We start from the raw sequence: 23682 nt of genomic DNA, 5'->3' as shown, positions 1-23682 counted from the left end.
CCCCGGCGGACTCGTGTGCGGCCGTCAGCGCAGCAGCCCGATGCTCTCCCGGCTCGCGGAGTAGCTCCAGCCGCCGCCCCGCAGGTCGGCGACCAGCACCGGTGCCTGCGGGCCCGACGCCCCGGAGGGGTGGACCCAGACGAGCTCGCCGCCGCCCGGCTGCGCGTGCACGGTGACGACCTCGTCGTCCCCGTCGCCGTCCACGTCGGCGGCCGACTGCCTCGACCCGGTCCAGCTCCAGCCGCCCGTGCGCAGGTCGGCGCGGATGGTGGGAGCGCCGAACCGGCCGGAGCCGAGGGTCCGCGACCACAGCAGGACGCCGTCGCCCGGCTGGTGGTGCACGGTGACGAGCTCCTTGCCGCCGCGACCGTCGACATTCGCCAGCACGTCCCGGCTGAGGTCGAACCGCCAGCCGCCGCCGGCGTCCGCCGAGGTGGTGCTGGCGGGGGTCGCCAGGCCCGACCCGGTGCTGCGCCAGACGGCGTACGTGATCGCCGACGCGCCCGCCCGGCTCCGGTGGACCGTCACGAGGTCGGCCCGACCGTCACCGTCGGTGTCGCCGAGCAGGTACCGCGAGTCGCGGAACGGGACCGACGACGCGGGCACGTCCCCACCGGGTGCACCGGTGGGCGCGATGGTGGCCCACAGGGCGGGGGCCGCGAAGCCCGCGCCGGTGTTGAGGTGGGCCCAGACGTTCGTGCCCACGCCCGCGCCGACCCGCGAGCGGTGGACGCTGACGACGTCGTCGAGCTTGTCGCCGTTGACATCCCCCACGAGCTGCTCCGAGTCCGCCCAGCTCCAGCCGCCGCCACGGAGGTCCGCCCAGATGCGCGGTCCGGTGTCGGGTCCGCCGCCGACGACCCACAGCAGGATCCCGCCGCCCGGCTGGTTGTGCGCCACGAGGCGGTCCGGGCTGCCGTCGTCCCGCCCGGTCACGTTGCCGAACCTGCCGGTGGTGGTGCGCGAGTCGCCGTACCGGAAGCCGCCGGCGCCGAGCGTGCCGGTCAGCAGGGGCTTGCCCCGGGCGGGGTCGGCGGAGGCCAGCGAGACCTCCCACAGGTTCATGCCGCCACCGGGTACGGCGTGCACGACGTCGAGCATCGGCCACAGCCCGCTCGCAGGGCGCGCACGGACGGTGAACGCCTGGCACAGTAGCAGCGTGTGGGCGCCGCCCGCGCTGTCGATGCTGTAGGCGCACATCGAGTGGTCGCCGGCCGCGAGCGCCCGCGTGACGGTGAAGCCGTGGGCGCTGCCCTTGCCGAACGCGGCGCCGATGTCGGGGCGCGGCCGGTCGGCCGTGACCGCGATGCCGACCCCGTCGATGTAGACGTGCGCCTGCGTCGAGGCGGACGTGTCCGGGTCCAGGACCCACCCGGCGACCGTCACTCCTGTGCGCGTCACCACGACGGAGTCGACCGCCCCGATCGGCGCCTGGTTGCGGACCGTCACGGTGCGGCAGCCGAGCGAGACGGTCGTGCCGTTGAGCACGTTCGCGGCGGCGAGGCACACGACGTACGTCCCGCCCGCGCGCGGGACCGTCAGCGAGAACCCGTGCCGGGGCCCGACCGCCGGGTAGAGGGCGCCGATGTCGGGGCGGTTCCTGTCCGCCAGCACCGTGCTGAGGGCGCCGTCGACGCGGACCTCCACCACGATGGGGTCGGCGGTCTCGGGGTCGAAGGCCCAGCCGGCCACCGTCAGGGACGTGGCGGTGGTGGTCACGGAGTCCCACACGCCGCGCGGCGAGGCGCCGACCGAGGCGTTGGCCAGCTCGGCGACCCGGGTGCGCAGGTAGGGCAGCAGGTTGTAGAGGTTCTGTCCCGGACAGGACGTGAGCTGGGCGTCGCGGTGGCCGTAGATCGTCGAGAACGTCACCGCCGTCCCCGCCGGGAACTTGGACGCGCCCCCGCCCGAGATCATCGTGACGTCCGTGCCGGCCGAGATGCCGTGGATCGAGAACTTCCACGCGATGAGCGACGCGAGCGCCTCGGTGAGCACGTCCGGGACGGCCACGCTGCTGAAGTCGCCGATGGCCGCGATGCCGATGGTCCGGCTGTTGAAGCCGCCCGTGTGGACGCCGACGACGGTCGCCGTGATGCCGCCGGCACGCCCCTCGAACACCCGGCCGTAGCGGTCGACGAGGAAGTTGTAGCCGATGTCGCACCAGCCGCGGCCACCCTCGGCCTCCGGGCGGGTGTGGTACGCGTAGAACCCGCGCAGGAGCGCCGGGACGTCGTCGGGACCGTAGCTGTTGGTGGACGCGGTGTGGTGCACGGCCGCCGAGACCATCTGCGTGGAGTACTCCGGGGGGCAGCTGCGCAGCGACTCGTCCGCGCCCCAGCCGGCGCGGCTGACGATCGCGGGCTGCCCCGGCACGGGGACGGCCGCGGCGGCGACCGCGGCCGCGTCGTCACCGGCCTGGACCCCGGGGTCGACCAGCACGGCCTTCAGGCCGGTGACCTCTCCGCTCGCCGACTCCGCCCAGAGCTGCAGGCCGTCCGCGTCGATCGCGACGATGGGGTCGGCCGCGGCGCGGGCGCCGGTGGGGGAGTCGTCGGCGAGGCCGGTGTCCGGGGCGACGTCACCGGCGGCGACCGCCTCCCACGCGGTCCACTCGCCTGCCTGCCGCACCCGGTACCGGATCACGGCGTCCTGCGGCCCGGCGTCCCAGGTGACGCCGAGCACGCTGAAGAGCGCGGTGTCGAGCTCCGCCGTCAGCACGTCCGGGGCCGGCTCCTCGGCCGTGGGCTCCTCGGCCGTGGGCTCGTCGGCCTGGTCGAGAGCGACGCTGCCGGACGCGCCGTCCAGCGTCTCGGCGGGCACCGGCGGGGTCGCGGGCAGCTCCGCGGCCGCCGACCCGTCGACGCCGTCGAGGTCGAGCTCGTCCACGGACGCGGCCCGGGTCGGCTCCGCGGCGGTGGCCGCGGACGCCGGCACGGCGACGAGCGGGACGGCGAGGAGCGCTGTCACGAGCAGGGCGGTGGTGAGCTGTCGAGACATCGTCTTCCCCCCGACGACGGCCGCGGGCTCGACCGGGGGAGACCCGAGCGTGCCGCGACCGGCGGACCAGTGTGCGAGGCGCCATCGTCCCAGCCCCGGTGCGGTGGCCGTCGGACGCTCGTCCGCGCGTGTCACGACGGCGGCGAGACCCGCTCGGTGTGCCGCAGGCGTGCCAGGCGGCCGGGGTCGCCGGCGACCTCGGCGCTCACGAGCACGACCGAGCCCGCCCCGGCGAGGACCGTGCAGGCGCGCACCAGGGTCGCTGCCGCTCCGCGCGGGTCGGCCGTCAGCAGCTCGCGTGCGCCGGCGGTCGCCGACGCGTCCGGCTCCAGCACCTGACCGATCGTGCGGCTCCCGTCGGCGGCGGTGTCCAGGCGAGCCTGCGCGCCCGTGCGCGGGTCCCCGCCGAAGGCGTCGCCGTAGGTCATCACGGCGGACGCCGCGTCGATGGCCCCGCCCGGCAGCGGGGCGCCGAAGGTCCGCGCCAGCGCCGGGAGCGCGACGGCGACGAGCGTCGGTGCCCCCGGGTGCTCGTCGGGCCGGTCCGTGACGACGACGTCGTCCGCGGCACCGTCGGCGCCGACCACGACCGTCGCGCCCACGTGCCACGCCGCCAGGGCCCACACGACGGTCCGCCAGTGCCCCGGCAGGTCGAGCCGTACCCGCGTCCCCGGTTCGGCGTCGAACTCCTCGAGCAGCAGGTTGGCGGTCTTGCTGACCCAGTTCTCGAGGACCGCGCCGGACAGCTCGACCCGCTCCCCGCCGTCCCCGTACCAGGTGAGCCGGGGTCGGCCGGGCTCGCGGGTGAGCAGTCGCAGGAGGTCGGCAGTCGTCGTCAGGGGCACGCTCCACCCTAGATCGACACGCCCGTCTCACCCGTCCGGGGCAAGTTCACCCGACAAAACCGGACAGTTACCACGTCTCCGCTTGACCAACGCGAACGACACGCGTGTAATTCCTTAGAACGGATTCATGAGCGAGCACCACCCGCGGCGCCCGGAAGAGCGTCGCACGCCGAGCCTTGGAACGAGCAGTGAACCAGCAGGAAAAACGCACGGAGGCACGCATGTGGAATCTGCTCGACAACGACGAGATCTTCCCGTCGGACGCACGGAAGAGCGCACAGACGCACGCTTCCAACGTCCTGCCCATCTTCGGCGCCCTCGAGGACGAAGGGCCGATGGGGTGGCAGGAGCGCGCGCTGTGCGCGCAGACCGACCCTGAGGCGTTCTTCCCCGAGAAGGGCGGCTCGACCCGCGAGGCCAAGAAGGTGTGCACGGGCTGCGACGTGCGCTCCGAGTGCCTCGACTACGCCCTGCAGAACGACGAGCGCTTCGGCATCTGGGGCGGGCTGTCGGAGCGCGAGCGGCGCAAGCTCAAGCGGCGTGTCGTCTGACGGTCGTCGCCGGCGGGGAGTGTCGCGCGCGGGTCCTGTCCCGTGCGACGGCATGATGTCCCGAGCATGACTGACACCCTCCTGCCGGTGGACCTGCCCACCGCGACCTCCTCCACACCGGTGACGACGCCGGTGTCCGCGGTCGTCGTCACCCGCGGCCGGACCCCGTACCTCGCCACCACCGTCGCCGCGCTCGCCGCGCAGACCCGTCGCCCCGTGCGGGTCCTGCTCGTCGACGTCTCCGACACGGGCGACGAGGCGGTCGAGCAGCTCCTGCAGAGCGCGTTCACCGCTGCGGGCGGCTCCGCGATGCCCATGCTGCGGGTCGTGCGCACGCCCGGCGCGCGGACGTTCGGGCACGCCGTCCGTCGTGCCCTCGAGGCCGACGACGCACCGGCGACCACCTGGCTCTGGCTGCTGCACGACGACAGCGCGCCGGCACCCACCGCGCTCGCCGAGCTGGTGCGCGCCGTGAGCCACGCCCCGTCGGTCGCCGTGGCCGGCGTCAAGCAGCGCACCTGGACCGACCCGGAACGTCTGCTCGAGGTCGGGGTGCGCTCGTCGCGCTCCGGCCGGCGGATGACGGACGTGGAGCCGGGAGAGCTCGACCAGGGCCAGCACGACGGCCGGGAGGACGTGCTCGGCGTCGGGATCGCCGGTGCCCTGGTCCGGCGGGACGTCTGGACGGACCTCGGTGGCCCGGACCCGCTCCTCGGTCCCTTCGGTGACGGGTTCGACCTCTCCCGGCGCGCGCGCCTGGCGGGCCACCGGGTGATCGTCGTGCCCTCGGCCGTGGTCCGGCACGCCCAGGCCGGCTACCTCGGTCTGCGCTCCGACGCGATCGCTCCCGGCAGCCGACCCGTCGACCGGGACGGCGACGGCGAGGACGACCGCGCCGACCCGCGCCGGTCCTTCGCCGCCCGTCGCCGCGCGCTGGTGCACAGCCGGCTGGTGTCGGCACCGCTGCCCCTGGTGCCCCTCGTCGCCGTCGCGGCACTGCTCGGTGCCGTGCTGCGTGCGTGCGGACAGCTCGCGGCCAAGCAGCCCGGTCTCGCCGTCGACGAGGTCCGGGCCGCGCTCGTCGCGCTGGCCCGGCCGGACGGCATCGTCCGGTCCCGGCTCCGGTCCACGCACAGCCGCCGCCTGCCCCGGCGTGCGCTGCGACCGCTGCAGGCCGACTGGCGCGACGTGTGGTCGCAGTCGCGGGACCGCCGCCTCGCGCGGGCCGAGGCACGGCGTGTCACGCAGGCGCCGAGCGAGCTCGAGCTGCGGGAGCTCGCCGCGCTCGCGACGCGCCGCCGCATCGCCCTGGCCGCCGTGGTGACCGCCCTCGTCGCGGTGGCGGGCGTCGGGCTGGGACCGCTCGTCGCGGCGGCGTTCGGCGGAGCGGGTCTGGTCGGCAGCGCGCTGCTGACCAGCAGCGCGCGCCTGGGCGACCTGTGGTCCGCGGCGACGTCGGGCTGGGTCCTCGACGGGCTGGGCGGTCCCGGGCCGGCTGATGCGCTGCTCACCGTCATGACCGTCCCGACGATCCTGGCCGGCGGCTCCTCGTCGGCAGCCGTGGCCCTGCTGCTGCTCGGCTCGGTCCTGCTGGCCGGGCTCGGGGCGTGGGCGGCCGCGGGGGCCGCGACGCGGTCGGTCGGCGTGCGTGCCTGGGCGGCGGTCGTGTGGGCGGGTGCGCCCGCGCTGCTCCTGGGCCTCGGTGACGGGCGGCTCGGCGCCGTCGTCGCCCACGTCACCCTGCCGTGGGTCGCCCTCGGCGTCGTCCGGGCGATCGGCGTGCAGCGCGTGGACCAGGTCCTGTCGGGCATCGCGACCGCGCGGCGCGCAGACGACGTCGACCAGGGTGCGATCGAGACACCGGTCCGCGGTACGCCGACCGTGCCGACTCCCCGCGTGTCCGGCGACGTGCCGACGTCGAACGCGTCCGAGGACGACGAGGCCGAGCCGGTCCCGGACCTGGTCGGCTCGCCCGACCCCACGGGGTCGGTCGCCGCGGCCGCCGCAGCAGCGCTCGCGTTCGCGCTCGTGGTCGCCGGTGCGCCCGGCCTGCTCGTCCCCGGGCTGCTCGCGCTGTGCGTCGTGGCGCTGTGCGCCCCCCGGCGCCGCGGCCGGGTCCTGCTCGTCGCGGTGCCGGCGCTCACCCTGCTGGGTCCCACGCTCGTCGAGGCGGCCGGGCGCGGCCTGGCCGGCTGGCGGCTCCTGGTCGCCGACCCGGGACTGCCCAGCGCGTCGCCCGTCGCGGGTCCGGTGAGCAGGCTGCTCGGCGTCCCGACGGACGCGTCGTCGCTGGTCCCCGACGCCCTGCCGTCCGCTCTCGCCACGGCCTGGCCGTTCGCCCTCGGCGCGCTCGTGCTGGTGCTGGCCGTGCTGGCGCTCCTGCGCGGTTCACCCGTGGCGCGCGCGGTCCGGGGTGCCTGGCTCGTCGCGGTCCTCGGTGTGGCGACCGCGACGGTCGTCGTCGCGATCCCCGTCGCGGTCTCGGACGAGGTGGTCGCGTACGGCTGGGCCGGCCCCGCGCTGTCCCTCGCCGGCGTGGGGCTGCTCGCGGCCGCGGTCCTCGGCGCGGACCGGCTGCGCGAGCGCCTCGCCGGGTACACCTTCGGCTGGCGGCAACCCGTCGTGGCGCTGCTGACCGCCGTGGCCGTCGTGGTGCCCGCGGTCTGGCTGGGCTCGTGGACGTGGCAGGCGCGCAGCGGGGACGCCGTCGCCCTGCGCGCGGTCGACCGCCCGATCGTGCCGGCGGTGGGTCAGCAGGCGCAGGCGTCGACGATGTCGTCCCGGGTGCTCGCGATGAGCATCGAGCCGTCCGGGGGTGACGCCGGCACCGCCGACCGCTCGACGGTGACGTGGCAGCTGATGCGCGCCGACGGTCCCCAGCTGGTGGACCAGGCGGCCGCGGCGACGACCCGGACCCTGGACGGCGACCTCCTCACCCCCGACGTGACCGCGGACGACGCGGCGACGCGTGAGGTCGACGAGCTGGTGGCGCGCCTGGCGTCCGCGGCGACCGGTGACGTCGCCGGGGAGCTGGCCGCGCTCGCCGTGGCCGACGTGGTCGTCCCGCCGCTGCCGCAGGACCTCGGCGGCGTGTCGCCGCAGGTCGCCACCGCGCAGCGCGAGGAGCTGGTGAGCCGGCTCGACTCGACGGCCGGTCTCGAGCGCGTGACGCAGAACGCGACGGGCACCCTGTGGCGCGTCCAGGCGACGTCCGCCGCCGCCGGTGCCGTCGCCCCGACGGTCGTCCCCGCCTGGGCACGGATCCTCACGACGACCGCCGACGTGGCGGACCCCTCCGCCGCCGCGGTGGCGGTGGCGTCGGCCGGCCGTGCGGTCGACACGGTGGTCCCCGCAGGCGACGGGGAGCGGCTGCTCGTGCTGGCCGAGCGTGCGGACCCGCACTGGCATGCCTCCCTCGACGGCCGGTCGCTGCGGTCGGTCGACGGTGGGTGGCGGCAGACGTTCGCCCTCGGCTCGGAGGCCGGCGAGCTCGTCGTCCGGTACGAGGACCCGAACCGTGGGCTGTGGCTCGCGCTGCAGGGGTTCGTCGCGCTGGTCACGGTCCTCCTGGCGGTCCCGGTGCGTCGGCGTCGGGGGATCCGCGCATGAGCGAGACAGGCACGACCGCGGGCCCGACGCGGTCGCAGGTGTGGCTCGCCAGGACCGGGCGGGCGCTGTCCGGGCTGGCGGTGCTGGGCCTGACGGTCGTCGTGGTGGTCGCAGGCGCGCGCGCCCCCGGGACGGACGAGACGGTGGCCACCACCGTGGTGCCGGTCCCGCCGACCGCGTCGACGCTGGTCTGCGCCGGCCCGTTGATCCAGCCCGACGACACCGGCCGGGGCGACTCGGCCTTCGACCCGACCCCCGTGGAACCGGTCACGGCCGTCACCGTCGTGACGTCGGTCCCGGACAAGGACGGCAGCTCCGCCGGCACGGTCGCTCCGCTCGACCGGTCCGCCGTCACCGCGACGCTGGCCCCCGGGGGCACCGCGGCGGTCGTGCCCGACGTGACCGGTGCTCAGGTGGTCCGTGCCGAGCCGGGGACCGCACCTGCGCGCGTCGCCGCCTCGAGCGCGGGGCTGGTCACGGCCGGCGACCTGCGCGGCCTGGCGGCCGCCTCCTGCCAGGAGCCGACCGCGGACGCGTGGCTGCTCGGTGGCGCCACCGACCTGTCCAGCACCGCGCAGCTCGTGCTCAGCAATGCCGGCTCCACGCCGGCCGAGGTCACCCTCGCGATCTGGGGCCCGTCGGGTCCCGCGGACCTGACCGGCGAACGGTTCCTGGTGGCGCCCGGCGCGCAGCGCGTCGTGGTCCTCGGTGGCATCGCGGCCGAGCAGCGGCGGCTGGCGGTGCACGTCTCCGCGACGGGCGGCCGGGTCGGCGTGCACCTGCAGGACTCGGCCATCGACGGCTTCACGCCGGCGGGCACCGAGCTCGTCGTCCCCGGCGAGGCTCCCGCCCGGCGTCAGGTGGTGCCGGGGATCTCGGTGGTCGACTCGAACGTCGGTGACGCGTCCGCGCCCGCGCTCCGGCTCGTGGCTCCTGGCGACACCGGCACGACCGCGCGCGTCACGCTGCTCGGACCGGAGGGCGTGACCGTGCTCCCCGGGGCCGAGTCCGTCGCGCTGGCGCCCGGCGAGGTGACGGACGTCCCGCTCGGCGGCCTGCCCGCCGGCTCGTACACCGCGGTGGTCGACGCGGACCAGCCCGTCCTGGCCTCCGCCGTGGTGACGCGGCCCGGCTCCGTCGGTGAGCTGGACGACGTGCCGAGCGTCGAGCGCGCGTGGGCGGCGTCGACCGCCGTGGGTCGCAGCGGTGTCGTCGCGGTCCCGACCGGCACCCGCGGCAAGCTCGTCGCCGGCGCCGTGGCGTCGGGTGAGGACCCGGCCGCGACGGGGGCGGCGACGGCGACCCTGCGGCTCCTCGGCGCCGACGGGTCGGTGCTGGCCGAGCGACGGCTCACGCTGGACGCCGGGACGACCGGGACCTGGTCCCTGGACAAGCTCGCGACCGGCACCGGGGACGTCGTCCTGCCCGAGCCGGGGGCGTCGACGGGCCGAGGCGCCCCCGCGGGCGTCGTCGGCATGGACCTGGTGACCGACGAGGGCGCCGACGTGGCCGTCGTCTGGGCCCTCGTCGCCGAGTCCAACGAGGACGACGGCGTCCTGGTCTCGGTGCTCGACCCGGTCCCGGTGGCGCCCACCACGCCGGACGTCGCCGTGCGGGAGGACCCGCGGCTCGGCACCCGCTGAGTCACGCCGCGGCGCGCAGCTCCGCCCGTTCGCGCAGGCGGAGCCCGAGGGCCGCGGCACGCCGCACCGGCCACTGGTACCAGTGCGGGTACCGGCGGCCGACGTAGCGGGCGGCGCTCGCGTGGTGCGCGGAGATCATGGGGGCCGGCCTGGCCTTCCAGGACGTCCCGCCCACGTGCGTGACCTGGACCTGCGGCACGTAGAGGTTCGTCCAGCCGGCGCGACCGAGCCGCTCGCCGAGGTCGACGTCCTCGAAGAACATGAAGTACTCGTCGTCGAACCCGCCGACCGCCTCGAAGGCCTCGCGTCGCAGCACCAGGCACGCGCCCGAGAGCCACCCGGCCGCGCGTCGCGTCCCGGTGTCCTGCTCGTGCGCCCGGTACCGGCGGGTCCACGGGTTGCCGGGCCAGACCCGCACGAACAGCGCGTGCCCGGCACCCTGCGTGAGGGACGGCAGCGCGCGCGCCGACGGGTAGACGGTCCCGTCCGTGTTGAGCAGGGCGGGTCCGACGGACCCTGCACGCGGCTCGGACCGGCCGGCCTCCACGAGGGCGTCGAGCGAGCCGGGCTGCCACTCGATGTCGGAGTTGGCGACGACGATCCACGGGGCCTCCGTGCCGGCCGCGCCCAGGTTGGCCGCGCCGCCGTAGCCGAGGTTCGCTCCCGGGGTGACCAGACGCGCCCCGAACTGGTCCGCCACCGCTCGCGCGACGGTCGGGTCGGTCCCGTTGTCGACGATGACGAGCTCGACGGTCGCCGTCGAGGCGGTCGCCAGGGTGCGGGCGAAGGTCGCCAGCTCGTCGCCGGGGTGGTAGACGACGCACACCACGCGGACGTCGGGGCGGGTGGTGGCCGGGTCGGGGAAGGAGTCGGTCATCGTGCGGACAGGCTAGTGGCGTCAGCCCGCGTCGCCGTACCGGGGGTCCACGTCCTCGGGCGAGCGGCCCAGCAGGTGCGCGACCTGCTCGACGACGACGTCCCGCACGAGGTCGGCCATGTCGAGGGGGTCGGTCGCGCGGGACTCGACCGGCCGCCGGTAGATGACGACCCGCGCCGGCAGCCCGGCGTCCGGCGGGAAGTACCGGCCCAGCGGGACACCGCCGTGCTCCCACGGCGCCGGGTTCGACGGCGGCACGTCCTCGACGGCGAACTCGGTGCCCTGCAGCTGGCGCGCCCACGTCCGCTCGATCCGCTCGACGGCGTCGAGGACGAGGTCGTCGAACCGCTCCGCCCTGGTCCGGTACGCGGGCATGGTGCTCGGCATGAGGGGCCCGCGCGGACCACGGCCACGGCGGTCGCGACGGCGCACCGGGACCACCGCCGCGGCGGGCACCGCGACCGGGCGACGACCGACGCCGGGTGGCCGGCGGGCGGGCGGAGGAGGTGCTGAGCTCACCCCTGCACTGTAGATCGCGGGCGGGCGACGGCGTGGGGGACACGGCCTGTCGCCGCTCGGGGGTACGGTCAGCGCGTGAGATCCGTGAGGCAGTGCTCGCGCACGGCCTGTGGCCGTGCGGCCGTGGCCACGCTGACCTATGTGTACGCCGACTCGACCGCGGTGCTGGGCCCGTTGGCGCAGCACGCCGAGCCGCACTCGTACGACCTGTGCGTCGAGCACGCGGAGCGGCTCACGGCACCGCGCGGGTGGGAGGTCGTCCGGCTCACGCCCGAGTTCACGCCCGCGCCGCCCAGCCGTGACGACCTGCTCGCGCTGGCCGACGCCGTCCGCGAGGCGGGCCGCCGCACCGAGCCGGAGCCCGCACCGCTGCCCGAGGCCGTCGGCGCCGTGCTGAACGACGCACCGCGCCGGGGGCACCTGCGCGTCCTGCGGGGAGAGGGCTGACGTGGCCCGCCGCAAGGGAGAGGCCGCCCGCGCCCGCGCCGAGCGCGCGGGGGAGCCGCTGGGCTCGATCAGCCAGCCGAGCGGTCCCGGCGTGCCCGGTACGGCGACGTGCCTGCGGTGCGGCGAGACCGACCTGACGCGCATCCGGATGGCCCTGGCGGACGGCCGCCAGGTGGTCTTCGTGTCGTGCCCGGCCTGCGAGCAGCGCAACTGGTTCCCCCTCGACGGCAACGGCGTCCCGCTGGACCGCGGCGACGTGGTCGGGCCTGACGCGTGACCCGCTGAGTCGCTGAGACCCCGGTCTCGGCGTCCGGCCGCGCCGGTAGCATGGCCGCGTGACCTCCCCTGTAGCGGACCGTGTCGATCTGAGTGCCCTCATCAAGGCCTACGACGTCCGGGGCCTCGTCCCCGGCGAGCTGAACCCGTCGGTCGCCCGCGCGATCGGTGCCGCGTTCGCCGACGTCGTCGTGGTCCCCGAGGCCACGGACCGCCCGCGGGTGGTCATCGCCAACGACATGCGGCCCTCGGGCCCCGAGCTGGTGGCGGCCTTCGCCGACGGGCTCGCCGCCCGCGGGGTGGACGTCCTGCGCATCGGCCTGGCGTCGACCGACGGGCTGTACTTCGCCTCCGGCTCGCTCGGCATCCCCGGTGCGATGTTCACGGCGAGCCACAACCCGGCGCAGTACAACGGGATCAAGCTGTGCCGCGCCGGCGCGCGTCCCGTGGGTCAGGACAGCGGGCTGACGACGGTGCGCGAGCTGGCCGGCGACTACCTCGCCGGCTCCGTGCCCGAGGTCGGGGCCGCGCAGCGCGGCCGCGTCGAGGACGGCGACCTGCTCGCGGAGTACGCCTCGTTCCTGCGCTCCCTGGTGGACCTGGCGGGTATCCGTCGACTGAAGGTCGTCGTCGACGCCGGCAACGGCATGGGCGGCTTCACCGCGCCGGCCGTGCTGGGCACGGGCGCCGGGCTGCCGGAGCTGCCCCTCGACGTCGTGCCGCTGTACTTCGAGCTGGACGGCACGTTCCCGAACCACGAGGCCAACCCGCTGGAGCCCGAGAACCTCCGGGACCTGCAGGCGGCGGTCGTCGAGCACGGCGCGGACCTCGGCCTCGCGTTCGACGGCGACGCGGACCGCTGCTTCGTCATCGACGAGAACGGTGACCCGGTCAGCCCGTCGGCGATCACGGCCCTCGTCGGGCTGCGGGAGGTCGAGCGCGAGCGCGCTGCGGGCCGCACGCCGACCGTGATCCACAACCTCATCACGTCGCAGGTGGTGCCGGACCTGCTGACGGCCGCGGGCGCCACCACGGTCCGCACCCGGGTGGGGCACTCGTTCATCAAGGCCGAGATGGCGCAGAACGACGCGGTCTTCGGTGGCGAGCACAGCGCGCACTACTACTTCCGTGACTTCTTCTTCGCGGACACCGGGATGCTCGCCGCGATGCACGTGCTCGCGGCCCTCGGTGGTCAGCCGCACCCGCTGTCCGCGCTGGCGGAGCAGTACCAGCCGTACTCGGCGAGCGGGGAGATCAACTCGCGGGTCACCGACGTGGCCGCCGCCCGCGCCCGCGTCGTCGAGGCGTACGTGACGCAACAGGGCGCCGGCCCGGTCCAGGTCGACGAGCTGGATGGTCTGACGGTGTCGCACTGGGACGGCCACCCGCAGTGGTGGTTCAACCTGCGCGCCTCGAACACGGAGCCGCTGCTGCGGCTGAACGTCGAGGCCGCCGACGAGGACATCATGGAGAAGGTCCGCGACGACGTGCTCGCGCTGGTGCGACAGGACGGGGAGGGCTGATGACCGGGTCGACGTCGGGGCGTGCGCTGGAGCCCTGGGCGCGTGAGCTCCTGCGCTGCCCGGTGACGGGCGCGACGCTGGTCGACGGCGTGGGGCCGGACGGCGAGCCGACGCTGGTCTCGACGGACCCGGACAACCCGCTGGCGTACCCGGTGCGCGACGGGATCCCGGTCCTGCTGGTCGACGAGGGCGTCCCGGTCCCGCGGGGATGACGAACGCTCTGTGACGTCGCTCACTCCGGGCTAGCATGGCCCGGACGGCGTGGGTGATGCCCGCAGACCGAGAGGGGTCGCGCCGGCGCGGACGACCAGGGCGAGAGCCCTGATGCGTCGCGCCCGCATCCGCACGCGCACCCCAGGAGTGACATGTCTGTGTCGTCGTCGTTCGATGAGCTCCCCGGCCGGTACAAGGTTCGAAGCCTGGCCTCGGCCGAGGCCGGTCGGCACCAGATCCGCCTCGCCGAGCACGAGATGCCGGGGCTCATGGCCCTGCGCACCGAGTTCGGCCCGACGCAGCCCCTCGCGGGCGCCCGCATCGCCGGGTCCCTGCACATGACCGTGCAGACGGCCGTGCTCATCGAGACGCTCGTCGCGCTCGGCGCCGAGGTCCGCTGGGCGTCGTGCAACATCTTCTCGACGCAGGACGAGGCAGCCGCCGCCGTGGTGGTCGGCCCGCACGGCTCGGTCGACGAGCCGGCCGGGGTGCCGGTGTTCGCGTGGAAGGGCGAGTCCCTCGACGAGTACTGGCAGTGCACCGAGGAGATCCTCGTCTGGCCCGGTGGCACCGGGCCCAACATGATCCTCGACGACGGCGGTGACGCGACGCTGCTGGTGCACAAGGGCGTCGAGTACGAGGCCGCCGGCGCGGTCCCGTCCGACCCGCAGCCGGGCGAGGCGGGCTACTCCGAGGAGTACCTCGTCATCCTCGGCACGCTGCGTCGCTCGCTCGCCGCGGACCCGCAGCGCTGGACGACGGTCGCCGCCGGGATCATGGGCGTGACCGAGGAGACGACCACGGGCGTGCACCGCCTCTACCAGCTGGCGGAGGCCGGGCAGCTGCTGTTCCCCGCCATCAACGTCAACGACTCGGTCACCAAGTCGAAGTTCGACAACAAGTACGGCATCCGGCACTCGCTGCCCGACGGCATCAACCGCGCCACGGACGTGCTCATGGGCGGCAAGGTCGCGTTCGTCGCGGGCTACGGGGACGTCGGCAAGGGTGCCGCGGAGGCGCTCCGCGGTCAGGGGGCCCGGGTGATCGTGTCCGAGGTCGACCCGATCTGCGCGCTGCAGGCGGCGATGGACGGCTACCAGGTCGCACGCCTCGACGACGTGATCGACCAGGCCGACTTCGTCATCACCACCACCGGCAACAAGGACGTGGTGTCGGCGGCGCAGATGGCCCGGATGAAGGACAAGGCCGTCGTCGGCAACATCGGGCACTTCGACAACGAGATCGACATGGCAGGGCTGGCGGCCGTCCCCGGCATCACGCGCACCGAGATCAAGCCGCAGGTGCACGAGTGGACGTTCCCGGCGGGCACGGGGGACGAGGCGGCCCCCGAGCGGTCGATCATCGTGCTCTCGGAGGGTCGCCTGCTGAACCTGGGCAACGCGACCGGGCACCCGTCCTTCGTGATGAGCAACTCGTTCTCCAACCAGGTGATCGGCCAGATCGAGCTGTTCACCAAGCCGGACGACTACGCCCGCGAGGTGTACCGGCTGCCCAAGGTGCTGGACGAGAAGGTGGCTCGGCTGCACCTGGACGCGCTCGGCGTCCAGCTGACGGAGCTGACCAAGTCGCAGGCGGAGTACCTGGGCGTCGACGTGGCCGGGCCGTACAAGCCCGAGCACTACCGGTACTGAGCCGCGTCAGTTCGCCGGGTCGGGGACGCCGTGGGGGAGTCGGTGCAGCTGCGACGACTCTGCGGCGTCCCGCTGCCCGGCGCGCAGCCGTGCCGTGACCTCACGTTCCCTGCGCTCGGCCAGCACCGCGGCCAGGAACGCCTCGGGGTGGGTGCCCAGCGGGGGCAGCGGGTTGACGTAGCGCTGCACCTCGGTGGTCAGCTGGGAGCCCAGCTGCACGCGTGAGGCGGGGTGCAGCGAGGCGACCCGGCCGAGGAACTGCCGCACGGACAGCGCGAGGCCGTCGGGGAGGCGGGCGAGGTCCGCGGAGTGCGCCCAGCCGGCGAGCTGCGGGGGCATCGTGACCGGCGTGCGCACCTTGGCGGCGCCGCGCACGCGGACCGCATAGGTGCCGGCCAGGATGTCGCCCACACGTTTGCCCTGCGGGTGCACGATCGAGCAGATGAGCGCGACCGTGCCGAGCGTGAGCCACAGCTCCACGAGGCCCACGAGGGCCCGGATGAGCGACTGCCGGAAGACCAGCGGCCCGCCGTCGTCCCGCACGACGCGGATGCCGGTGGCCAGCTTGCCGAGCGACCGACCCCGGGTCAGCGTGTCGACGGTCGTGGGCAGCGCCACGGTGATCGTGACGACGAGGACCACCCCGAGGATCCGGCCCACCTCCTCGGAGGCGTCGGGGACCAGCGCACCCAGGGCGACGAACAGCACGAGCACACCGACCCCGAGGACCAGCAGGTCGAGGAGCGCGGCGAGCAGCCGGGTCGCCGCGGAGGTGGGGCGCGCGTCGAGGAGCACGCCTTCGCCGGTGAGGATGCCGTCCATGCCCGGCAGGTTAGCCGGTGGCGTGGTGCAGGGATGGCAGGCTGTGCGTCATGGACCTGGACGCCTTCGAACGGGCACGCGCCACCGACTGGGCGCGCCTCGACGAGCTCGTACGGCAGCGCCGCCGCAACGGGGCCGAGGCCGACGAGCTCGTGTGTCTTTACCAGAGCGTCGCCACGGACCTGTCCAGCGTCCGCTCCGCCGCCCCGGACCCCGAGATGGTGACCCGGCTGTCGATGCTCGTCGGGCGGGCCCGGGCTGCGATCGCCGGGACGCACGAGCCCAGCTGGCGCGACGTCACCGCCTTCGTCGCGGTGGCCCTGCCCGCGGCGCTCTACCGGATCCGGTGGTGGACCGTCGGCGTCACGGCCGCCTTCCTGCTGCTCGGTGTGACGGCGGGCGTGTGGGTGGCGACACAGCCCGAGGCGCTCGCGCTGATGGGCACGCCGAGCCAGCAGGAGGAGTACGTCGAGAGGTCCTTCGCCGAGTACTACACGCCCGGCGCGGGCTTCGCGACGATGGTGTGGACCAACAACGCGTTCCTCACGGCGGTCTGCATCGCCACCGGCATCACCGGGATCGGTCCCGTGTACTTCCTGGCCACCAACGCGATCAGCGTCGGGGCGACGGGCGGCATGATGGCGTGGCACGGGCACCTGGACGTGTTCCTGCAGCTCATCGCCCCGCACGGGCTGCTCGAGCTGACCGCGGTGTTCGTCGCCGGCGCCGCGGGGCTGCGGATCTTCTGGACCTGGGTCGACCCCGGCCCCCGCACGCGCGGCAAGGCCCTCGCGCAGGAGGCGCGTGCGCTGTTCACCGTGGCGATCGGGCTCGTGGGCGTGCTCGCGGTGTCCGGCCTCATCGAGGGGTTCGTCACCGGGTCGGACCTGCCGTGGCCCGTCAAGGTCGGCATCGGGGTGATCGCGCTCGCAGCGTTCTGGGCGTACACGCTGGTGCTCGGTCGTCGGGCCGTCCGCGCCGGGCACACCGGGGACCTCGAGGCGGACCGCGCGGGCTACGTGCTGGCGACCGCCGGCTGATCAGTCGGGGTCCACCACCAGGACCCGGCGCTCGTCGGCGCGCGCCGCCATGAGCTCGACCAGGGCCTCCGCCTCGGCCTGGAGCTCGTCGCGCTGCCCGGCGGTCGGTCGCACGAACGGCCGCACGGTGAGCGTGACCGGTCCGCGCACCTTCGGGCCACGGGGGACGTCCCACGTGCCGGCCACCCGGCCGTCCAGCAGGAAGGTGGCCGGGACGACGCCGTTGGGGCTGGCCAGGTGCGGGCGGTGCTCGGGGCGCAGGATGCGCGTGCGGTCCGCGTGGCCGAGCAGCACGTTGTCGTAGTCGGGCAGGAAGCGCACCGGTGCCGGGACGTCCGGGTCGGGCAGCGCCGCCCCCGGCAGGTCGAGGACCTCGCGCTCGCGGACCGCGCCCGGGGACGGCTCGGCGCGGTACCGGACGAGGTCGAGACGGTCCACCACCGACCGCATCCCCGTCAGGCCCGACCAGCTCTGCAGGTCGGCGACGGATGCCGGGCCGAACGCCCCGAGGTACCGCTGGACGAACCGTTCCTGCTCGGCGGCGAGCACCGCCGGGTCGGACAGGTCGGGGGCCGCCGTCGAGAGGTCCGCACCGAACCACGCCCCGGCCGTGGTCCACGTCGTCGCGCCGGACCGCCCCCACACGCCCCGCGGCGGGACCTGCACCAGGGGGAGCGTCGCCCGGGCGGCGTAGGTGAGGGTGCTCGGCGCGACGTCCGGCCACCGCTGCGCCAGGAGGCGACCCAGCTCCGTGGTCACCCGGGGCTCCGCCTCGACGAGACCACGGGCCTCGGCGGTGAGCTCGGCGACGTCGAGCGTGCGCAGGGCGGCGCTGTGCTGGGTGTTGACCAGGAGGTCCTTGGCGTGCAGCGGGGCGATGAGCCCGGGCAGCAGCAGGGCGTCGGCCGCGCTGACGAGGTGGATCGTGCTGCGCATCACCGCGACCCGGGTGACCGCACGGTCCCAGAACGCCTGGGCGATCTCGTCGGTGCGGAACCCGGCGACGCGGCTCCAGAGCCCGACGTAGGGCGACCAGGCGTTCTGCGCCTGCAGCCCGACCAGGTGGTCGACCAGCGCGAGGGCCGGACCGGGCCGGCGCTCCAGCAGGTGCTGGCGGGCGAGCAGCGCGCGGTTGAGGTGGGCACGGGTGAGCAGCTCGGGCACAGCCGGAACCTACCGGCGCCCGCCCACGCCGTCAGAGCCGACCGGCCGCCTTCAGGGCGATGTACGTGTCGGCGAGCCGGGGCGCCAGGTCGTCGGGGAGCGCGTCGACCACCTCGGCCCCGCGTTGACGCAGCCGGACGGCGACGGCCGCGCGCTCCAGCCCGACCCGCTCGGCGGCTGCCGCGTCGAACACCTCAGCCGCGCCCGCCCGGGCGGTACGCAGCGCGTCGACCTCCGGGTCGGACACCGAGGCCAGGACGACCTGGTGCCGCTCGGTGAGCTGCCCGGCGACGCCGAGCAGCCCCTGCTCGACGACGGAGGGGTCCAGCGCGGTCAGCAGCACGACCAGGGCGCGCTGGCTCAGCCGCTGCCGGACCTGCGCCACGATGCCCGGCCAGTCGGTCTCCACCAGCTCCGGCTCGACCACGGCGAGCGAGTCCGCGAAGGCCGCCATGACCCGGGCGCCCGTCGCGCTGGCCACCCGGCCGCGCACCTTGCGGTCGAAGACGAGCAGCTCGACCCGGTCGCCCGCCTTCGTGGCGAGCGCGGCGAGCAGCAGCGCCGCCTCGATGGACGCGTCGAGCCGGGGGGCGTCCAGCACGCGCACGGCGGACGTGCGGCCGCTGTCGAGCACGATCAGCACCCGGCGGTCCCGCTCCGGCCGCCACGTGCGCACCACGACGTCGGATCGCCGGGCCGTCGCACGCCAGTCGATCGCGCGCACGTCGTCGCCGATGACGTACTCCCGCAGCGAGTCGAACTCGGTGCCCGGACCGCGGACCTGCACCGACGCGCGGCCGTCCAGCTCCCGGAGCCGGGCGAGCCGGCTCGGCAGGTGCCGCCGCGAGGCGAACTCGGGCAGCACCCGCAGCCGCCCCGGCGTCTCCAGCGAGGCCTGGCGGCCCGCGAGCCGCAGCGGCCCGAGCGTGCGGATGGTCACCCGGTCCGCGTGCGCGTCGCCGCGCCGGGTGGGCACCAGGACGGTCCGGACCCGCGTCCCGTCACCGGGCCGCACGTCGACGTCGTGCCGGTCCGTCTGCGCGGCGGTCGACGGGGGCCAGGCGTCCCGCACGAGCGCCCGGAGCCGACGCGGGCCCAGGTTGGTGAGGGTGAGCGTCGACGTCGCCGGCTCCGTGAGCCGGACCGACGCGGGCACCTCGCGGCGGATCGCGACCTGCCGGGGTGATGCGGCGAGCGCCACGTCCACGGCGCACGCCACCACGACGAGCAGCGTCCACAGCAGCACCGTCCCCGCGGCGGGCACGACGAGCACCACCGGCAGGCCGAGCGCGGCCAGGACGACCGCGCGCCACGTCACCGCCATGTCAGCGCGGGACGGCGACGGACGCGAGCACCGTGTCCAGGACGCTCTCCGTGCTGACGCCCTCGAGCTCGGCCTCCGGGCGCAGCTGAACGCGGTGGCGCAGCGTGGGGTGCGCCAGCGCCTTGACGTCGTCCGGCGTCACGTAGCCGCGCCCGGACAGCCACGCCCACGCGCGGGACGTCGCGAGCAGCGCGGTGGCGCCGCGCGGGGACACGCCGAGCGAGAGGGACGGCGACTGGCGGGTGGCGCGGCACACGTCCACGGCGTAGCCGACGACCTCGGGCGCGATCTGCACGTGCCCCACCTCGGCCCGGGCGCGCGCCAGCATCTCGGGGGTGGCCACCGGGCGCAGACCGGCACCGGCGAGGTCGCGCGGGTCGAAGCCGGCGGCGTGCCGGGTCAGCACCTCGATCTCCTCGTGGCGCTCCGGCATCGGCAGCACCAGCTTGAGCAGGAACCGGTCGAGCTGTGCCTCCGGGAGGGTGTACGTGCCCTCGTACTCGACCGGGTTCTGCGTCGCGATGACCAGGAACGGGTCGGGCAGCGGGCGGGGGGTGCCGTCGATAGACACCTGACGCTCCTCCATCGCCTCCAGCAGCGACGCCTGGGTCTTCGGGGGCGTGCGGTTGATCTCGTCGGCCAGCAGGAGGTTGGTGAACACCGGTCCTGCGCGGAACGAGAACTCCGCCGTCCGGGCGTCGTACACGAGGGAGCCGGTGACGTCGCCGGGCATCAGGTCGGGCGTGAACTGCACCCGCTTCGTCTCCAGGTCGAGCGCGGCGGACAGCGCCCGGACCAGCAGCGTCTTGGCGACGCCGGGGACACCCTCGAGCAGCACGTGCCCACGGCACAGCAGCGCGATGACCAGGCCGCTGACGGCGGCGTCCTGCCCGACGACCGCCTTGGCGACCTCGGTGCGCACGGCACCGAGAGCCGTGCGGAGCTCCTCGGAGGGCTGGTGCGGCGGGGCGGTGGGTGCAGTCGCGCCCCACGGGGGGCTCTGGTCGCTCACGTTCGGTGAACCTCGCTCTCGAGATGGTCCAGGTCACGGGCCAGCCGGGCCAGCCCGCGGTCGTCGGTCGGTGGTGGTCCGTACAGCAGCGCCTCGACGTCCGCCGGCCGGCGCCCGGCCGCACGGGAGATCGCGTCGACGACGAGTGGCGCGGGGGCCGAGCGGGGCAGTCCGAGGCGGGCCGCGCTGCGCGCTGCGGTCCCGGCGCGCAGGGCCGCGGCGGCGTGCCCGTAGGACCGTCCGCGCCGGTACAGGCGCCCGCGGCCCCGGGTGGTCTCGCCCGCGCGGACCACGACCGGCAGCCGCTCGGTGACGAGACGACCCAGACGACGGCCACGCCAGAATGCCGCGACGACCACGACGAGCAGGAGCTGCAGCGCGAGGATCGGGACCACCGGCGGCAGCAGCTCGCCGGGTGCGGGCTCGGACCCGCCGGCCGCACCCACGTCGTCGAGGGACGGGATGTACCAGACGAGCCGTTCGTGCCGGCCGAGGGCGCGCAGGACGAGCGCCGCGTTGCCCTGCTCGGCGAGCCGCTCGTTGGTGAACGGCGCCATGTCGGCCACGGCGACGATCCGGCGCCCGTCCGACTCGGCCACCGCGTAGGCGCCGCCCGCGTCGGTGGAGGAGCCCGGCTCCGGGAAGCAGACGACCGCGCCCGGGCCCGTCGCCAGCAGGCTGCCGCCGGCGGTGATCGCGCCGGCTGCCACGGCGTCCGGGTCCTCGCACTGCGCGGTGCGGACCTCGGGTGCGTCGCTGCCGCCACCGCTGGACGCGAGCGAGGGGGTGAGCGCGCCGAGCGCCCAGCCTGCGTCGACGAGCACCAGGTCCGCGTCCGTGGCGCCCAGGGCGTCGACCTGGTCGTCGGTGAGCAGGTAGTCCCCGACGACGAGGACGGTCGAGCCGGGGCCGGCGAGCGTCTCGACGTCGGCGATGTGCCGCACGTAGCGGACGTCCACGCCCTGCCGGCCGAGGATCTGCGCGGCCGCGCGGGCACCGAGGTCGCCGGGGTTGTCGGGAGCGAGCGTGAGGGTCGAGGTACGCGGCTCGGGCAGCGCGGAGAGGACGCCGGCGGCGACGACGAGGGCGAGCAGACCGAGCGGCCAGCGCGCGCGCCGCCAGCGCCGGGCGGTCCGGCTGCGGGCGGAGGTGCCGTCGCCGACGACCGCCTCGTGCACCGTGACGACGGGCGTGCTCATCGCGGCACCGCCCCGGTCAGGTCGGCGACCTGTGAGCCGGTCGTGGTGCGCGCGGCCTGCACCCGGGCGTCGAGCCCGCGCAGCTGCGCGTCGTCCTGCGCGGTCGCGGGCGCGTCGCCGTACGCGACGTCGTCGAACGTACGGCCGGCCGCGACCAGCTCGGACGCGAGCGCGGGGAGCCGGGCTGCGGCAGCCAGGGCGGCCTCGTGCGCTGTCCGGGCGGCCCGCTCGTCGAGCACCGTCCGCTCCTCGAGGCCGCGCACGATCGCACGGAACCGTTCGAGCACGGCCGTCGCCCAGTCGCCGGCGTCGGCAGCGGCGTCGGCAGCGGCCCGGATCTCGGCGGAGGTCCGCGCGTCGTCGTCCGCCAGGACGCTGCGGTCCGCACCGCCGCGGCGGGACAGCCGCACGGGACCTGCCACCAGGAAGGCGACCACGACGACGGCCACGATCACCGCGACCACCACGAGGACGGCGATCGGGTCGAACGCCGCGGGCGTCCGCAGGCCGGCCAGCAGCTCGGCGACCCAGTCCACCAGCTGGGCCAGCAACGACCGCTGCTGGTGGTAGACGGGGTCGAGCAGCTCCTCGGTGGCCCAGCGCCGGGCCGTCGCGGCGTCGGGGTCGACGGGAACCCCGCCGACCACCAGGGCGAGCACGCTCACGCGGCCGTCTCTGCCGCGCGGGCCAGCTCGACGTCCAGCCCTTCGCGACGCATCCGCACGTCGATGTAGAGGAGGGCGACCACCGAGGACACGAAGGTGGTGGACAGGGTGGACGCGATGATCGTGGCGATGCCGATCACGACGACCGAGCCGAACGACGTCGCGGTGGGGTCGCGCAGGGCGATCTGGGCGATGAGCGTGGCCGGGAACACGATGATCTGCGCGATGATGCCGGCCAGGATCGTGGTGAGCAGGTAGATCCCGAACAGCCGCCAGAAGGCGCCCCGCGTGAGCCGCCACGCCCGCGTGATGGTCGGCCAGAACTTCTTGCCCTCGAGCATGAGCGCGGGCGGGACCAGCAGCGTCCGGGTGGTGAACCAGACGGCGGCGACGAGGAACGCGAGCGAGCCGCCGAGGCCGACCAGCACCGCGAGCGCGACCTGGTCGTTGACCGCCAGCAGGGTGACGCCCGTGACGAGGACCGCGATCACGGTCAGGATCACGATCCCGGACAGGAACGTGAAGCCGACGACGAGCCAGACGCGCCAGGACCGGAGGACCTCGCCGACGGTCGCCACCTGGCCCAGGACGGAGCGGCTCACCGACACGATGAGCAGACCCGTGAGGATCGTCGTCGCGATCGAGGTGACCGGCGCCGCGATGAGCAGCCCGATGGACGAGCCCAGCTGCTCGGCGAAGCCCATCTGGCCGGAGGGGTCCAGGTCGGCCGAGAGGTCCGTCAGCTGCGGCGCGAGGATGCCCTTCACGTACCACTGGATGACGGACTGCAGGATGACGGCCACCGTGACGACCAGCGCCGCGAGCCCGAACATGACGCGCGGGTTGGCCCGCACGGCGCGGAAGGCGCCGTCGTAGATCTCGCCCATCCCCAGCGGCCGGAGCGGGATGATCCCCGGCTGGAGCGCCTGGGGCCGCCAGGAGATCCCCGGGGGCGGCGGCGCCGCAGGTCCCCAGGACCCGGACCCCCCGGGCGGCTGGCCGCCCCAGCCCGACGGCGGGGGAGGCGGTGCGGCGGGCGGGCCGGGCTGCGGGACGGTCTCCGGCGGCGGTGCTCCGGTGCCGGAGGGAGCCGCCCAGCTGGGCGGTCGCGGCGCGTCGTCGTGCGGGCTCGTCATGCGAGCGCGGCTCCTTGGCTGTCGTCGAGCGGGCGGTCCGGGGCGCCGTCGTCGGGCCCCCCACGGAGGATTCATCGTGCCACGGAGACCAGGCCCCACGACGCGCGACCGGGTGATCTGTCGATGTCGGGTCACCTCGCAGCGCCAGGTGGCCCGGGTCCGGGGCCG

At 75.3% G+C, this 23682-nt stretch carries 20 protein-coding genes; 9 read left to right on the top strand and 11 right to left on the bottom strand.

Annotated features, from left to right (window positions below):
• Positions 1-24: 24 nt before the first annotated feature.
• Together CXY01_RS10770 and CXY01_RS10765 are read right to left on the bottom strand one after the other, a co-directional pair.
• Entirely contained in the window at positions 25-2997 is a 2973-nt protein-coding gene (locus CXY01_RS10770) for an N-acetylmuramoyl-L-alanine amidase (RefSeq protein ID WP_146927424.1), read from the bottom strand.
• Positions 2998-3128: 131 nt separating this feature from the next.
• A complete protein-coding gene (locus tag CXY01_RS10765) occupies positions 3129-3842 on the bottom strand; it encodes a TIGR03089 family protein (protein WP_246125240.1) in 714 nt (237 codons plus the stop codon).
• 221 nt (positions 3843-4063) lie between these two features.
• Here CXY01_RS10765 and CXY01_RS10760 point away from each other — a divergent pair, with 221 nt between their 5' ends.
• The 3 genes from CXY01_RS10760 to CXY01_RS10750 all read left to right on the top strand — a co-directional run bounded on the left by CXY01_RS10760 (position 4064) and on the right by CXY01_RS10750 (position 9645).
• Complete coding sequence (locus CXY01_RS10760; RefSeq protein ID WP_055912877.1) at positions 4064-4393, top strand: WhiB family transcriptional regulator; 330 nt, start codon at positions 4064-4066, stop codon at positions 4391-4393.
• A 66-nt stretch (positions 4394-4459) separates the two neighbouring features.
• A complete protein-coding gene (locus CXY01_RS10755) occupies positions 4460-8002 on the top strand; it encodes a glycosyltransferase (protein ID WP_146927423.1) in 3543 nt (1180 codons plus the stop codon).
• Positions 7999-9645 carry a DUF5719 family protein gene (locus tag CXY01_RS10750; protein ID WP_146927422.1) on the top strand — a complete coding sequence of 549 codons (1647 nt, stop codon included), beginning with the start codon at positions 7999-8001 and terminating at the stop codon, positions 9643-9645. Before CXY01_RS10755 ends, CXY01_RS10750 begins: the two co-directional genes overlap by 4 nt.
• Position 9646: 1 nt before the next feature.
• Here CXY01_RS10750 and CXY01_RS10745 read toward each other — a convergent pair whose 3' ends face one another.
• The gene (locus tag CXY01_RS10745; RefSeq protein WP_146927421.1) at positions 9647-10522 is read right to left on the bottom strand and encodes a glycosyltransferase family 2 protein; all 876 of its coding nucleotides are present in this window, start codon (positions 10520-10522) and stop codon (positions 9647-9649) included.
• 21 nt (positions 10523-10543) lie between these two features.
• Positions 10544-11041, bottom strand: a complete 498-nt coding sequence (locus tag CXY01_RS10740) for a metallopeptidase family protein (protein ID WP_246125239.1) — start codon at positions 11039-11041, stop codon at positions 10544-10546.
• 75 nt (positions 11042-11116) lie between these two features.
• Between CXY01_RS10740 and CXY01_RS10735 the strand changes: the two genes are divergently transcribed.
• The 5 genes from CXY01_RS10735 (at position 11117) to ahcY (ending at position 15152) form a co-directional block, all read left to right on the top strand.
• Complete coding sequence (locus tag CXY01_RS10735) at positions 11117-11488, top strand: DUF3499 domain-containing protein (RefSeq protein WP_146927420.1); 372 nt, start codon at positions 11117-11119, stop codon at positions 11486-11488.
• A 1-nt stretch (position 11489) separates the two neighbouring features.
• A complete protein-coding gene (locus CXY01_RS10730) occupies positions 11490-11765 on the top strand; it encodes a hypothetical protein (protein ID WP_146927419.1) in 276 nt (91 codons plus the stop codon).
• A gap of 58 nt (positions 11766-11823) precedes the next feature.
• Entirely contained in the window at positions 11824-13287 is a 1464-nt protein-coding gene (locus tag CXY01_RS10725) for a phosphomannomutase/phosphoglucomutase (RefSeq protein ID WP_146927418.1), read from the top strand.
• Positions 13287-13499 carry a Trm112 family protein gene (locus CXY01_RS10720; protein ID WP_146927417.1) on the top strand — a complete coding sequence of 71 codons (213 nt, stop codon included), beginning with the start codon at positions 13287-13289 and terminating at the stop codon, positions 13497-13499. Before CXY01_RS10725 ends, CXY01_RS10720 begins: the two co-directional genes overlap by 1 nt.
• 153 nt (positions 13500-13652) lie before the next feature.
• Positions 13653-15152: an adenosylhomocysteinase gene (gene ahcY / locus CXY01_RS10715; RefSeq protein WP_146927416.1), complete on the top strand. Its 1500-nt coding sequence runs from the start codon at positions 13653-13655 to the stop codon at positions 15150-15152.
• Between the two features lie 6 nt (positions 15153-15158).
• Here the strand turns inward: ahcY and CXY01_RS10710 are convergent, their stop codons facing one another.
• The gene (locus tag CXY01_RS10710; RefSeq protein WP_146927415.1) at positions 15159-15974 is read right to left on the bottom strand and encodes an RDD family protein; all 816 of its coding nucleotides are present in this window, start codon (positions 15972-15974) and stop codon (positions 15159-15161) included.
• Positions 15975-16024: 50 nt separating this feature from the next.
• Here CXY01_RS10710 and CXY01_RS10705 point away from each other — a divergent pair, with 50 nt between their 5' ends.
• Positions 16025-17014, top strand: coding sequence for a stage II sporulation protein M (locus CXY01_RS10705; protein WP_146927414.1), 990 nt, complete (start codon positions 16025-16027; stop codon positions 17012-17014).
• On the opposite strand, the gene CXY01_RS10700 is transcribed toward CXY01_RS10705, so the two are convergent.
• From CXY01_RS10700 to CXY01_RS10675, 6 genes are read right to left on the bottom strand one after another with little or no spacing between them, the layout of a single operon-like run.
• Positions 17015-18178, bottom strand: coding sequence for a winged helix DNA-binding domain-containing protein (locus CXY01_RS10700; protein WP_146927413.1), 1164 nt, complete (start codon positions 18176-18178; stop codon positions 17015-17017). It lies immediately after the preceding gene.
• Positions 18179-18209: 31 nt separating this feature from the next.
• The gene (locus CXY01_RS10695) at positions 18210-19502 is read right to left on the bottom strand and encodes a DUF58 domain-containing protein (RefSeq protein ID WP_146927412.1); all 1293 of its coding nucleotides are present in this window, start codon (positions 19500-19502) and stop codon (positions 18210-18212) included.
• A gap of 1 nt (position 19503) precedes the next feature.
• Positions 19504-20514, bottom strand: coding sequence for an AAA family ATPase (locus CXY01_RS10690; RefSeq protein WP_146927411.1), 1011 nt, complete (start codon positions 20512-20514; stop codon positions 19504-19506).
• On the bottom strand, positions 20511-21713 hold the full coding sequence (locus CXY01_RS10685) for a DUF4350 domain-containing protein (protein ID WP_146927410.1): 1203 nt from the start codon (positions 21711-21713) through the stop codon (positions 20511-20513). The genes CXY01_RS10690 and CXY01_RS10685 overlap by 4 nt, the downstream gene beginning before the upstream one ends.
• Entirely contained in the window at positions 21710-22378 is a 669-nt protein-coding gene (locus CXY01_RS10680) for a DUF4129 domain-containing protein (protein WP_146927409.1), read from the bottom strand. Before CXY01_RS10680 ends, CXY01_RS10685 begins: the two co-directional genes overlap by 4 nt.
• On the bottom strand, positions 22375-23514 hold the full coding sequence (locus CXY01_RS10675; protein WP_146927408.1) for a glycerophosphoryl diester phosphodiesterase membrane domain-containing protein: 1140 nt from the start codon (positions 23512-23514) through the stop codon (positions 22375-22377). Before CXY01_RS10675 ends, CXY01_RS10680 begins: the two co-directional genes overlap by 4 nt.
• Positions 23515-23682 lie beyond the last annotated feature (168 nt).

Origin of the sequence: Cellulomonas xylanilytica (assembly GCF_007989805.1) — a bacterium.
In the GTDB taxonomy this organism is placed as follows: Bacteria; Actinomycetota; Actinomycetes; order Actinomycetales; family Cellulomonadaceae; genus Cellulomonas; species Cellulomonas xylanilytica.
Note: the sequence above shows the minus strand (reverse complement) of the source record. Positions and strands in the feature narration are given on the sequence as shown.

Coding starts and splice junctions, on each gene's coding strand:
- CXY01_RS10770 (WP_146927424.1), bottom strand. CDS start 2,997: ATGTCTCGACAGCTCACCACCGCCCTGCTCGTGACAGCGCTCCTCGCC.
- CXY01_RS10760 (WP_055912877.1), top strand. CDS start 4,064: ATGTGGAATCTGCTCGACAACGACGAGATCTTCCCGTCGGACGCACGG.
- CXY01_RS10755 (WP_146927423.1), top strand. CDS start 4,460: ATGACTGACACCCTCCTGCCGGTGGACCTGCCCACCGCGACCTCCTCC.
- CXY01_RS10750 (WP_146927422.1), top strand. CDS start 7,999: ATGAGCGAGACAGGCACGACCGCGGGCCCGACGCGGTCGCAGGTGTGG.
- CXY01_RS10745 (WP_146927421.1), bottom strand. CDS start 10,522: ATGACCGACTCCTTCCCCGACCCGGCCACCACCCGCCCCGACGTCCGC.
- CXY01_RS10720 (WP_146927417.1), top strand. CDS start 13,287: ATGACCGGGTCGACGTCGGGGCGTGCGCTGGAGCCCTGGGCGCGTGAG.
- ahcY (WP_146927416.1), top strand. CDS start 13,653: ATGTCTGTGTCGTCGTCGTTCGATGAGCTCCCCGGCCGGTACAAGGTT.
- CXY01_RS10710 (WP_146927415.1), bottom strand. CDS start 15,974: ATGGACGGCATCCTCACCGGCGAAGGCGTGCTCCTCGACGCGCGCCCC.
- CXY01_RS10705 (WP_146927414.1), top strand. CDS start 16,025: ATGGACCTGGACGCCTTCGAACGGGCACGCGCCACCGACTGGGCGCGC.
- CXY01_RS10695 (WP_146927412.1), bottom strand. CDS start 19,502: ATGGCGGTGACGTGGCGCGCGGTCGTCCTGGCCGCGCTCGGCCTGCCG.
- CXY01_RS10685 (WP_146927410.1), bottom strand. CDS start 21,713: ATGAGCACGCCCGTCGTCACGGTGCACGAGGCGGTCGTCGGCGACGGC.
- CXY01_RS10675 (WP_146927408.1), bottom strand. CDS start 23,514: ATGACGAGCCCGCACGACGACGCGCCGCGACCGCCCAGCTGGGCGGCT.